11 protein-coding genes are annotated in these 12,343 nt (G+C 70.8%); 9 read left to right on the forward strand and 2 right to left on the reverse strand.

Annotation, left to right across the window (positions count from 1 at the left end; all coding sequences use genetic code 11):
* Positions 1-132: 132 nt before the first annotated feature.
* From ACFYNL_RS19215 to ilvD, 3 genes are all read left to right on the forward strand, one after another.
* Positions 133-957 (forward strand): sugar phosphate isomerase/epimerase family protein, encoded by an 825-nt coding sequence (locus tag ACFYNL_RS19215; protein ID WP_388804505.1) that lies wholly within the window; start codon positions 133-135, stop codon positions 955-957.
* On the forward strand, positions 954-1,595 hold the full coding sequence (locus ACFYNL_RS19220; protein WP_388804507.1) for a TetR family transcriptional regulator: 642 nt from the start codon (positions 954-956) through the stop codon (positions 1,593-1,595). Before ACFYNL_RS19215 ends, ACFYNL_RS19220 begins: the two co-directional genes overlap by 4 nt.
* A 143-nt stretch (positions 1,596-1,738) precedes the next feature.
* Positions 1,739-3,592, forward strand: a complete 1,854-nt coding sequence (ilvD, locus tag ACFYNL_RS19225; protein ID WP_388804510.1) for a dihydroxy-acid dehydratase — start codon at positions 1,739-1,741, stop codon at positions 3,590-3,592.
* A 78-nt stretch (positions 3,593-3,670) separates the two neighbouring features.
* Here the strand turns inward: ilvD and ACFYNL_RS19230 are convergent, their stop codons facing one another.
* Entirely contained in the window at positions 3,671-5,776 is a 2,106-nt protein-coding gene (locus tag ACFYNL_RS19230) for a serine/threonine-protein kinase (RefSeq protein WP_388804514.1), read from the reverse strand.
* A gap of 182 nt (positions 5,777-5,958) precedes the next feature.
* On the opposite strand from ACFYNL_RS19230, the gene ACFYNL_RS19235 reads away from it, so the two are divergent.
* The 6 genes from ACFYNL_RS19235 (at position 5,959) to proC (ending at position 10,594) form a co-directional block, all read left to right on the forward strand.
* Positions 5,959-6,285, forward strand: a complete 327-nt coding sequence (locus ACFYNL_RS19235; RefSeq protein ID WP_388804517.1) for an SH3 domain-containing protein — start codon at positions 5,959-5,961, stop codon at positions 6,283-6,285.
* A 131-nt stretch (positions 6,286-6,416) separates the two neighbouring features.
* The gene (locus tag ACFYNL_RS19240) at positions 6,417-6,920 is read left to right on the forward strand and encodes an EamA/RhaT family transporter (RefSeq protein ID WP_388804519.1); all 504 of its coding nucleotides are present in this window, start codon (positions 6,417-6,419) and stop codon (positions 6,918-6,920) included.
* Between the two features lie 329 nt (positions 6,921-7,249).
* Positions 7,250-8,032 carry a class I SAM-dependent methyltransferase gene (locus ACFYNL_RS19245; protein WP_388804522.1) on the forward strand — a complete coding sequence of 261 codons (783 nt, stop codon included), beginning with the start codon at positions 7,250-7,252 and terminating at the stop codon, positions 8,030-8,032.
* 50 nt (positions 8,033-8,082) lie between these two features.
* A complete protein-coding gene (locus ACFYNL_RS19250; RefSeq protein WP_388804525.1) occupies positions 8,083-8,886 on the forward strand; it encodes an ABC transporter ATP-binding protein in 804 nt (267 codons plus the stop codon).
* Positions 8,883-9,674 (forward strand): ABC transporter permease, encoded by a 792-nt coding sequence (locus ACFYNL_RS19255; protein WP_388804528.1) that lies wholly within the window; start codon positions 8,883-8,885, stop codon positions 9,672-9,674. Before ACFYNL_RS19250 ends, ACFYNL_RS19255 begins: the two co-directional genes overlap by 4 nt.
* 107 nt (positions 9,675-9,781) lie before the next feature.
* Positions 9,782-10,594, forward strand: a complete 813-nt coding sequence (proC, locus tag ACFYNL_RS19260) for a pyrroline-5-carboxylate reductase (RefSeq protein ID WP_388804531.1) — start codon at positions 9,782-9,784, stop codon at positions 10,592-10,594.
* A 52-nt stretch (positions 10,595-10,646) separates the two neighbouring features.
* Here proC and trpS read toward each other — a convergent pair whose 3' ends face one another.
* Complete coding sequence (gene trpS / locus ACFYNL_RS19265; RefSeq protein ID WP_388804534.1) at positions 10,647-11,681, reverse strand: tryptophan--tRNA ligase; 1,035 nt, start codon at positions 11,679-11,681, stop codon at positions 10,647-10,649.
* Positions 11,682-12,343: the final 662 nt, after the last annotated feature.

Consider the following 12,343-nt stretch of genomic DNA (forward strand, 5'->3'; position numbering starts at 1 on the left):
CCACGCACCCACCCTCCCGCTCCACGCCCGGGGCATCTGCCCAGTTCGCACCCCTGACCGGTTCCCGCCGTTCCCGGCGGGCCGCCGTCCATCGGTTCCCCGGCCTCCCGCGGTGCCCCGTACGCTGTCCCCGTGGCAGAACCAGTGGTGCGCATCCCGGATGCGAAGGTCGCCCTGTCGACGGCCTCCGTCTACCCGGAGTCGACGGCGACGGCCTTCGAGATCGCCGCGCGCCTCGGGTACGACGGCGTCGAGGTCATGGTGTGGACCGACCCGGTCAGCCAGGACATGGAAGCCCTGCGCCGGCTCAGCGACTACCACGGCATCCCGATCCTCGCCGTGCACGCCCCCTGTCTGCTGATCACCCAGCGCGTGTGGTCCACCGACCCCTGGACCAAGCTCCAGCGCGCCCAGGCCGCGGCCGAGAAGCTCGGGGCCTCCACGGTCGTCGTCCACCCGCCGTTCCGCTGGCAGCGCCAGTACGCCCGTGACTTCGTCGCCGGCATCTGGCGCATGGCGAACGAGACTGATGTGCGATTCGCCGTGGAGAACATGTACCCCTGGCGCTACCGCGACCGCGAGATGCTCGCGTACGCCCCCGACTGGGATGTGACGAAGGACGACTACCGTCACTTCACGATCGATCTCAGCCATACGGCGACCGCCCGGGCCGACGCGCTCCAGATGGTCGACCGCATGGGGGACCGGCTGGGCCATGTGCACCTCGCGGACGGCAGGGGCTCGGCCAAGGACGAGCACCTCGTGCCCGGCCGCGGCACCCAGCCCTGCGCCGAGGTGCTGGAGCGCCTCGCCCTGAGCGGCTTCGACGGCCACGTCGTCATCGAGGTCAACACCCGCCGCGCGATGTCCGGCGCCGAACGCGAGGCCGATCTCGCCGAGGCCCTCGCCTTCACACGACTGCACCTGGCCTCGGCGATGAAGGTCCCCCGGCCGTGACGGACACCACCTCGGGCAAGGGAGGAGTCGGGTCCCGGCGCCGGGGCCGACCCCCTCGTACGGAATCCGCCGACACCCGCGACCGCATCCTGGACGCGGCCCGCGAGGAGTTCTCCGAGCGCGGCTACGAGAAGACGTCCGTGCGCGGCATCGCCAAGGCCGCCGGTGTGGACGCCGCCTTGGTGCACCACTACTTCGGCACCAAGGAGCAGGTCTTCGAGGCGGCGGTCGAGGTCGCCTTCGCGCCCGCCCTGAAGGTGCGGGACGCGGTGCTGGAGGGACCGCTCGACGTCGTCGGCGAGCGCATGACCCGCACGATCTTCGGGCTCTGGGAGAACCCGGTGACCCGCAAGCCGCTGCTCGCGATCGTGCGCTCGGCGGTCACCAACGACGCCGCGGCCGCCGTCTTCCGGCGCCTCGTCTCCGCGCAGCTGCTGCGCCGCATCGCCGGTGAGATCGACGCCCCGGACGCGGAGCTGCGCGCCGAGCTGGCCGCCGCGCAGCTCGTGGGCATCGCGATGATGCGTTACGTCATCAGGATCGAGCCGATCGCGTCGGCGGACGTGGAGCAGATCATCGTCCGGGTGGCGCCGGTGGTACAGGGACACCTCACGGGGCGGCACACCGCCGACGGGTGAGCCGCCCGGCGCGCCGCACGTCTGCTCCACGAGACATACGTCCCGTATTGCGGACACCTCGTCCCGATCCCTGGATGACCGGCGTACGCTCGTCAGCAGTCAGAAGTCTCTCTGATCGCAGTTCTCTGAAGGAGCGAGCGACGATGCCCGAGCTGAGGTCCCGCACAGTCACCCACGGCCGCAACATGGCGGGCGCCCGCGCCCTTATGCGCGCCTCCGGTGTACCCGGTGCGGACATCGGCCGGAAGCCGATCATCGCGGTGGCGAACTCCTTCACCGAGTTCGTCCCGGGCCACACCCACCTGCAGCCCGTCGGCCGGATCGTCAGCGAGGCGATCAGGGAGGCCGGTGGCATCCCGCGCGAGTTCAACACGATCGCCGTCGACGACGGCATCGCGATGGGCCACGGGGGAATGCTCTACTCCCTGCCGTCCCGGGACCTCATCGCGGACAGCGTGGAGTACATGGTGGAGGCGCACTGCGCCGACGCCCTGATCTGCATCTCCAACTGCGACAAGATCACCCCGGGCATGCTGAACGCCGCCCTGCGGCTCAACATCCCCACCGTCTTCGTCTCCGGCGGCCCGATGGAGTCCGGCCGTGCCACGCTGGTCGACGGCACGGTCCGCACCCTCGACCTGGTCGACGCGATCTCCGACGCCGTGAACGACAAGATCTCGGACGAGGACATCCTCCGTATCGAGGAGAACGCCTGTCCGACCTGCGGCTCCTGTTCCGGCATGTTCACCGCCAACTCGATGAACTGCCTGACCGAGGCCATCGGCCTGTCCCTGCCCGGCAACGGCTCGGTGCTGGCCACCCACACGGCACGCAAGCAGCTGTACGTCGCGGCGGCCCGGACCGTCATGGACATCACCCGCCGCTACTACGAGCAGGACGACGACACGGTCCTGCCGCGCAACGTCGCCACCTTCGCCGCCTTCGAGAACGCCATGGCCCTCGACATCGCCATGGGCGGCTCCACCAACACGATCCTGCACCTGCTGGCCGCCGCCCAGGAAGCGGGCGTCCCGTTCGGCCTGGAGCAGATCGACGCGGTCAGCCGCCGGGTGCCGTGCCTGGCGAAGGTCGCGCCCAACGTCGCCAAGGACCGCACGTACTACATGGAGGACGTGCACCGCGCCGGCGGCATCCCGGCCCTGCTGGGCGAGCTGCACCGCGCCGGACTGCTCAACGAGGACGTGCACGCCGTCCACAGCCCGTCCCTGTCGGACTGGCTGAAGACCTGGGACGTGCGCGGCGGCTCGCCCTCACCCGAGGCCGTCGAGCTGTGGCACGCGGCCCCGGGCTGCGTCCGGTCGGCCGAGGCCTTCTCGCAGTCCGAGCGCTGGGAGGCGCTCGACGAGGACGCCGAGGGCGGTTGCATCCGCAGCGTCGAGCACGCCTACTCCAAGGACGGCGGCCTCGCGGTCCTCCGGGGCAACCTCGCCGTCGACGGCTGCGTGGTGAAGACGGCCGGCGTCGACGAGTCGATCTGGACGTTCGAGGGCCCGGCGGTCGTCTGCGAGTCGCAGGAACAGGCCGTGGAGAAGATCCTCAACAAGCAGGTGACCGACGGTGATGTCGTCGTCATCCGCTACGAGGGCCCCAAGGGCGGCCCCGGCATGCAGGAGATGCTCTACCCGACGTCCTTCCTCAAGGGCCGCGGCCTCGGCAAGACCTGCGCCCTGATCACCGACGGCCGCTTCTCCGGCGGCACGTCCGGGCTGTCCATCGGGCACGCGTCCCCCGAGGCGGCGTCCGGCGGCACGATCGCGCTCGTCGAGGACGGCGACCGTATCCGCATCGACATCCCCGCCCGCTCGATCGAATTGCTCGTCGACGAGGCGGAACTCACGCGCCGCGAGCAGGCGTTGAACGGGGTGTACGCCCCGAAGGACCGCGAGCGCAAGGTGTCGGCCGCGCTGCGGGCCTACGCGGCGATGGCGACCAGCGCGGACAAGGGCGCGGTGCGGGACGTGACGAAGCTGGGCTGACGCACCGAAGTGCGCGCGAGGGGCCGTCTCTTCGGGGACGGCCCCTCGCGCGTGTCACCCGCGGACCAGCGGCGCGGGTCACCAGGCGGCCGGGTCGCGCGCCTCCACGCCGAAGACGGTTCCGTCGGGGGCGGTGGCGTAGATGCCGCCGTCGCCGATTACCGGCGCGGGCAACTCCGCGGTGGCCTGAGCGGCGTTCGCACTGAGCCGTGGCGGAGTCTGGCCGAGCATCCTGCCCTCGGCGGCGTCCACGGCGAGCAGCCGTCCGTCGGCGGCGGAGAAGTACACGCGCCGACCGTCCAGGGCCGGCGCGGAGCCCTGGCTCACACTCGTCTCCAGGGACCACAGCCGCTTGCCCGCTCGGGTGTCGACCGCCACCAGCGACCCACCCGCGCCCAGGAGGTAGACGACCCCGGAGCCCACAGTGGCCTGCGCCTGCCTGACCGGCACCGGCAGGGCGACGCGCCGCACGGCCCCGGACCGCGGGTCGTAGCGGACCACGGCCTTCGCCTCGCCGTAGCCACCGCCGCCCGCGAGCAGGAAGACCTCTCCGTCGGCGGCGCCGGCAGGTGTCAGAGCGCCGTCGAGCCGGGCGTCCCAGCGCACGTCCCCCGTCTCCGGGTCGACCGCGACGACACGCGTGCGGGCGCCGTCGGCGGACGCGCTCGCCACGAGGACCCACGGGCTCCCGGGAAACGAGACGACGTACGCCTCGCCCAGACCGGCCACCGGCCGTTCCCAGATCCGCTCGCCCGAACCGCCGTCCACGCCGGTCATCCGGCCGTCCGCACCGATCAGCAGCAGCATGCCGCCCGCGTAACGGAATCCACGGTACGAGGAGACGTCCAGCGTCCACCGTGCCTTGCCCGAGGCGGGATCGAGCGCCTCCAGCCGCCTGCCGCCGTCCGTCAGCACATGCGCCAGCCCTCCCGAGAGAACCGGCGGCTCACCGGGGGAGTCGCCCCGGGCGAGAGCATGCCGCCACAGCACGCGGCCGTCGGCCGGATCGAGCGCGGTGACCAGACCCGGCTGGGTGCACAGCAGCTGCGCCGTGCCGTACGAGCACCGGGGCAGACCACCGCCCTGCGGCGCCGGCTTGACGGCCCACGGACTGAAACGCGCCGACGCGGACAGACCGGCCTCGCCGCTCTTCTCACGCGCCGTGCCGCCGTCGCTCAGGAGCCGTACCGAGGCGACTGCACCGGCCACGGCGAGAACCAGGGCCACGGCCCCGAGTACCGCCCGCTTGGGAAGGCGCCGTCGCGCCGGCGTCGGCGGCGACTGCGCGGAACCTTGCTCCGGCTCGGGTACGTCCACCGTCCGCTGCGCCGGTATGAACGCCTGCGTGTCGTAGGAGGCCGCGACCGACCGCAGTTCCCTCATCAGCTCGTCCGGCGTGGGACGGTTCTCGGGCTCCTTGGCGAGACACCGCCCGATCAGCGGTGCGAGATTCGCGGGTACGTCCGTCAGGTCGGGCTCGTCATGGACGACCTGGTAGGCGACGACGTACGGGCTGTCGGAGTCGAACGGCCCCCGACCCGTGGCCGCGTGCACCATCACGGAGCCCAGCGCGAAGACGTCCGCGGCGGGTCCGACCTCCCGGGGACGCCGGAACTGCTCCGGTGCCATGAACGGCGGCGTACCGATCAACTTCCCGGTCTCGGTCCGCAGTTCGCTGTCCTTTGGCCGAGATATGCCGAAGTCGATGACCTTCGGCCCGTCGTCGGCGAGCAGCACGTTGCTCGGTTTCAGGTCCCGGTGCACCACGCCGACCCGGTGGATGTCGCGCAGCGCCTCCGCCAGCCCGGCCATCAGCCGCCGCAGTTGGGCCGGCTCCATCGGCCCGTTCCGCTTCACATGGTCGGAGAGCGTCGGACCGGGGATGAACAGCGTGGCCATCCAGGGCCGTTCGGCCTCCGGATCGGCATCCACGACCGGTGCCGTGAAAGCCCCGCTCACTCGGCGAGCCGCTCCCACCTCCTGCCGGAAACGCCCCCTGAACTCGGGATCCTTCGCGAACTCGGCATGCACGACCTTCACCGCGAGCTGCATGCCGGACGTGCTCCGCGCCAGATGGACCACACCCATGCCACCGGACCCCAGATGGGATTCCAGACGGTAGTGACCGGCGTACTCGGGAAGTTCCGCTTCCGCGCCCGCCCCGGTGTTCTGCTGCGGCGCCATGGAACCACCCCCGTGCTGTTCGTCCGCGCGCGCGACGCACGGAGCCTAGTCGATGACTCGAACGGGGCAGAGGCGGCTTGCTAGTCTCCGCGTTCTGGTTCAGAACATGTGTTTCATGGCCTGATTCAGGGGAATCAACGGGGCCCCACGACGACCGTGGGGCACAACGGGGGAGGAACTTCATGTCTGTCGACCGCGCCGAAGTGATGGACGGTGGCGAGGAAGCGATCGCCGCGACGGCGGCCACGACCGCGTCCGTGCCCTACTACCCGGTCGCCCCGGGCGTCCGCCTCAACGTCCGCAGCGGTCCCGGCACCAGCTACCCGATCATCAAGGTCCTGCCCGAGGGATCCCGGGTCGCGATCTACTGCCAGCGGCCCGGCACCTGGGTGAGCGGCCCGTACGGCTCGACGAACATCTGGGACAACATCGCCAACGGCGAGTACGTCTCGGACGCCTATGTGAGGACGGGCAGCGACGGCTACATCCGCCCGCGCTGCTCCTCGTGACAGCGGTGTGAGATCGGCGGCGAGGGCGGGGCGGCGGGGCCCGCCCTCGCCCCCGCCCGAACCGCTGCCTGACCAGGGTTCGCCGGAGCCCGTACGGAGCCCGCGGCCTCCCCGGGAGCCATAATCGACTCGTGAGCGAGAAGAACGGCACCCCGGACACCCCCGCGGGCTCCACGGGCCCCCGCCCCGAGCCCCTCCGCTTCTTCGGCACGACCTGGGTCGACCACGACAACGGCTACACCGTTCGCCGCATCGCGGTGTCCGTGGGCTCCCTCGCCACCGCGGCCGTCTCCTGCCTGGTCCTGCGCTTCGCCTACGACGGCATCCAGATCGCCGCCATCGGCGGCCTCGTCACCACCCTGCTGGTCGTGATGTTCGCCGTGTGCAGCGCCCTCGCCTTCCGCCACACCTGGGAGACCTTCTCCAAGCGCCCCGACCCCGACCGCCACGCCTCGCTCCGAGGCCTGCTGGCCATCGGCTTCGTCGGCTCCCTCCTCGCCTACTTCTTCCGCTCCCTCATCGAGGCACCCGGCGAGAAGCTCCACCGCGAGGAATACGAGACGGCCCGCCAACAACACGACTCCCGCAGCACCCGCCGCACCGGCAACCCCGCCAAAAAGCGCCGCCGCACCTGAGGTCCGACGTTCGGATCAGCCCGGCTGAAAGAGGCCGCGTACTCTCAGCCGACCGGAGCGGGTCCCGTGCGTGCCGCAGGACAGGACGGGGAGTCGGCGACCGACGGCAACGCGCCAGATGCGGGTGCCAGGGGCCGCCGAGCCGACGTGATCCGAACGCCGGGCCCCGGCCGCCGCCACCTGGCCGGTACACCTGGTCCGCCCACGCCCAGAGCCGCCCCGCCGGACACTCGTGCGGCGCAGTTGCAGTGCAAGGCCCCGGCCACGTCGGCGCCCTGCTTCCAGCGGGCCCGGTGCACACCCCACCCACCCCCGGTCACCATGGCCGTATGACGGTCCCTTCTCGCACCGACCGAGCCCACTCCTTCAACGCCGCCGCGGCCCAGTACGCCGCGAACCGCCCCTCCTACCCTCCCGCTCTCTTCGACGCGATCGAGGAACTCGCCGGCCGCTCCCTCACCGGCGCGCGCGTCATCGACGTGGGCGCGGGAACGGGCATAGCCACCGCCCTCCTCCACGGGCGCGGCGCCGAGGTCCTCGCCGTGGAACCCGGCGACGCGATGGCGGCCCAGTTCCGCCGCACCCACCACGACATCCCGATCGTCCGAGGCAACGGCAACTCCCTCCCGGTCGCCACCGCCTCCGTCGACCTCGTCACCTACGCCCAGGCCTGGCACTGGACCGACCCCGCCCACTCGGCACCCGAGGCCCTGCGCGTGCTGCGCCCCGGGGGCGCGCTGGCCCTGTGGTGGAACACCACGCCCCTCGACATCCCGTGGCAAGCGGCGCAGGCGGACCGCATCGGGCGCCGCTTCGGCGTCCACCCCGTGGTCGAGCAGAACGGCAGCGGCGCCCGAGCCGCCCAGGACGACCCCACGGGCCGCCTCCGCTTCACCGGGCGCCAGATCCGCTGGAGCCGCCGCGTGCCGCTCGACACCCACCTGGCGAACATCGGCAGCCACTCGATCTTCCTGGTCCACGGCAAGGACGCGAGCACCGCCTTCCTCACCGAGGAGCGGCACCTCCTCCTCACCACGTTCCCGGACGGGATCGTCGAGGAGACCTACGACGTGGACCTCCTCGTCGCCACCACCGAGGAGCCCCGAACGTAGCGGCACCCCCACGCTTGACGCGCCGGCACCTCCGGAGGATTATTCATCACATGATGAATTACTCTTCCGGTCACCCCGACGACCCCCCCGGCGACCCCGCCGTCCGAGCCGAGGCCCTGAACGTCACACGCGGCACCCGCCCGGTACTCCGCGACCTCGACTTCACCGTCCCGCGCGGCCAGATCACCGGCCTCCTCGGCCCGTCGGGCTGCGGCAAGTCGACCCTCATGCGAGCGATCGTCGGCACCCAGGCCAAGGTCACCGGAACCCTCGACGTCCTCGGCCACCCAGCCGGCCACCCCACCCTGCGCACCCGCATCGGCTACGTCACCCAAGCCCCCTCCGTCTATGACGACCTGACCATCCGCCAGAACCTCGCCTACTTCGCCGCGATCCTCGACCCCGGCCACACGGCCGCCGAGCGGCGCCACGAGAACGTCACCCGCGCCATCGCCGACGTCGACCTCACCAGCCACGCCGACGCACTGGCCGGCAACCTCTCCGGCGGCCAGCGCAGCCGCGTCTCCCTTGCGGTCGCCCTCCTCGGCACCCCGGAACTCCTCGTCCTGGACGAGCCGACGGTCGGCCTGGACCCGGTCCTGCGCCGCGACCTGTGGGCCCTCTTCCACGACATCGCCGCCTCCCGCGGCGCCACCCTCCTCATCTCCTCCCACGTCATGGACGAGGCCGAGCGCTGTCACCGCCTCCTCCTCATGCGCGAGGGACGGATCCTCGCCGACGACACCCCGGACGCCCTGCGCACCCGTACGCACTCCGAGACGGTCGAGGCAGCCTTCCTCCACCTGGTCGACGAGGCGACCGCGGCCGCCCGCGCGAAGGAGAGCACCCGATGACCAGCACGGCGAACCCGACCCCGGCTCCGCGGCCCACCCACACGGGCGCCCTGAACCCCGCCCGCACGACCGCCACCGCCGCCCGCGTCCTGCGCCAGCTCCGCCACGACCCGCGCACCATCGCGCTGATGATCCTCATCCCCTGCGTGATGCTGTTCCTGCTGCGCTACGTCTTCGACGGCAGCCCGCGCACCTTCGACAACATCGGCGCCTCCCTCCTCGGGATCTTCCCGCTGATCACGATGTTCCTGGTCACCTCCATCGCCACCCTGCGCGAACGCACCTCGGGCACCCTGGAACGCCTCCTCGCCATGCCCCTCGGCAAGGGCGACCTGATCGCCGGCTACGCCCTCGCCTTCGGCACCCTCGCCGTCATCCAGTCCGCCCTGGCAACCGGACTCGCCCTCTGGTTCCTCGGGCTGGACGTCACCGGAAGCCCCTGGCTCCTGCTGCTCGTCGCCCTGCTCGACGCGCTGCTCGGCACCGCCCTCGGCCTCTTCGTCTCGGCCTTCGCCGCCTCCGAATTCCAGGCCGTCCAGTTCATGCCGGCCGTGATCTTCCCCCAGCTCCTCCTCTGCGGCCTGTTCACTCCCCGCGACAACATGCACCCGGCCCTGGAGGCCATCTCCAACGTCCTCCCCATGTCCTACGCGGTCGACGGCATGAACGAAGTCCTCAAGCACACCGACATGACCGCCGCCTTCGTCCGCGACGCCCTGATCGTGGCGGGCTGCGCCCTCCTCGTCCTCGGCCTGGGCGCGGCGACACTGCGACGCAGGACGGCATGACCGACCCGGTGCCCCATTCGTCCCGCCCACCGGACACGCCACCTCGAAAGGTGCCGCCGGTGCGAGGATGAACCCGGACGACGCAACCCTCGGAGGGCACCCCAGCCATGACTCAGAAAGTCGCAGTCCTCGGCACCGGCAAGATCGGCGAAGCCCTGCTCAGCGGAATGATCCGCGGCGGCTGGGCCCCGGCCGACCTCCTGGTGACGGCCCGCCGCACGGAACGAGCCGAAGAACTCCGCACCCGCTACGGAGTCACCCCGGTCACCAACGCGGAAGCCGCCAAGACCGCCGACACCCTGATCCTCACGGTCAAGCCGCAGGACATGGGCACCCTCCTCGACGAACTCGCCCCGCACGTCCCCGCCGACCGCCTGGTCATCAGCGGAGCCGCCGGCATCCCCACCTCCTTCTTCGAGGCCCGGCTCGCCGCCGGCACCCCGGTCGTCCGTGTCATGACGAACACCCCCGCCCTCGTCGACGAGGCCATGTCGGTCATCTCCGCCGGCAGCCACGCCAGCGAAGCCGACCTCGCCCACGCCGAGGAGATCTTCGGCTCCGTCGGCAAGACGCTCCGCGTCCCCGAGTCCCAGCAGGACGCCTGCACAGCCCTCTCCGGCTCCGGCCCGGCGTACTTCTTCTACCTGGTCGAAGCCATGACCGACGCCGGCATCCTGCTCGGCCTGCCCCGCGACAAGGCCCACGACCTCATCGTCCAGTCCGCGATCGGCGCCGCGACCATGCTCCGCGACAGCGGCGAACACCCCGTCAAGCTCCGCGAGAACGTGACGTCCCCCGCCGGCACCACCATCAACGCCATCCGCGAACTGGAGAACCACGGCGTCCGAGCCGCCCTCATCGCCGCCCTCGAAGCCGCCCGCGACCGCAGCCGCCAACTGGCCTCCGGCAACAACGGCTGACGCCCGGCCGCCCCCACCAAAGGGCGGCCCGGCCCACTCCTCGCGGGCGCCCCTAAGCGGTCACCGCGATATCCGCGATATCCGCGGCGGCAACCGCCGGCAGCAACCCGATCGCCCGATACGCGGCATCGACGGTAGGACGGGCCATCGCCCGAGCCTTCTCCGCACCATCCCGCAGCACCCCCTCCACATGGCCAGGATCCGCGCACAGCTCCCTGTGCCTCTCCTGCACGGGCCTGAGGAGCTCCACCACGGCCTCTGCGGTGTCCTTCTTCAAGGCCCCGTACGATTCATATACACCGCTCAGCTCCGATGGGTTCCCACCCGTGCAGGCCGCCAGGATCTCCAGCAGATTCGCCAGCCCCGGCCGCGCCTCCCGGTCGTACACGACCTCCCGCCCGCTGTCGGTCACGGCCCGCATGACCTTCTTCCGCACCACGTCCGGTTCATCGAGCAGATAGACGATCCCCGGCCCGGTGTCATCGCTCTTGCCCATCTTCGAGGCCGGATCCTGCAGATTCATCACCCGCGCCGCGACCTTCGGCGCCGTGGCCCGCGGCACCACGAACGTATGCCCGTAGCGCTGGTTGAACCGGACGGCGAGATCGCGCGCGAGCTCCACATGCTGGGTCTGATCGTCCCCGACCGGCACCTCGTCGGCCTGATACGCCAGGATGTCCGCCGCCATCAGCACGGGATACGTCAGCAGCGACAACCGCACGCTCCCGCCCCGCACCCGCTCCCGCGCCGCCTTCTCCTTGTACTGGATCATCCGCCGCATCTCGCCGTCCGCGGCCACGCACTCCAGCACGTACGACAGCCGCGCATGCTCATCCACATGACTCTGGACGAAGACGGTGCACAGCTGCGGATCCAGCCCCGACGCCAGCAACAACGTCGCGGCCTGACGAGTGAGCCTGCGCACCCGCGCCGGATCGTGGTCCACGGTCAGCGCGTGCAGATCGACGACGCAGAACAACGCGTCGGCCTGGTGCTGGTCCACGGCAGCCCAGCGCCGCATCGCCCCCAGGTAGTTCCCCAGCGTCAGATGCCCGGTCGGCTTGATCCCGCTGAAAACCCGGCTCATTCCCTCTCCACCTCCTGGTCGAGGCCGCCGTCCCGGCGGGCCGCCCTCAGGAGCTCTGGAGGGAGATACGAAAACGGCCGCCGAGGCGGCGGCCGTTGAGTGCATACGCGAGTACGGCCGCCGTCAGGCGGCCCACCACAGCTGGGTGCACGTACGCGTAGTCATGCGCCCACAGTACGCCCCCAGGGTGTCGTCCGGAGGCAAGTTGACACGCCCAGGACCGATCCGTAGTGTTCTCCGAGTTGTCCGACGTGAGCGCCGACTCCGGTCGGTCCCCGGACAGCCATTCCGCAGGTACCAACCTCTATTCGACGACAGTCGATCTGTCTGCCGTCGTCTCATTGGCATGCGTATTCGCGGAATGAGGAATCCGCGTTCGAAGAGCGCAGCCCCCGATTAGGTCGGGGGCGAGGAATCCGCTAAAGTCTCACTCGTCGGAACGGCCCAACAGCCGCGAAGACAAACCCCGCTGACTGGGGATCAGGCCGAGAAAGGATCTGATAAAGTCGGAAGCGCCGGAAAGGGAAACGCGAGAGCGGGAACCTGGAAAGCACCGAGGAAATCGGGTCGGAAAGATCTGATAGAGTCGGAAACACCGAAGGGAAGCGCCCGGAGGAAAGCCCGAGAGGGTGAGTACGAAGGAAGCGACCGTTCCTTGAGAA

It is taken from the genome of Streptomyces sp. NPDC007808, from assembly GCF_042868655.1.
GTDB lineage: Bacteria > Actinomycetota > Actinomycetes > Streptomycetales > Streptomycetaceae > Streptomyces.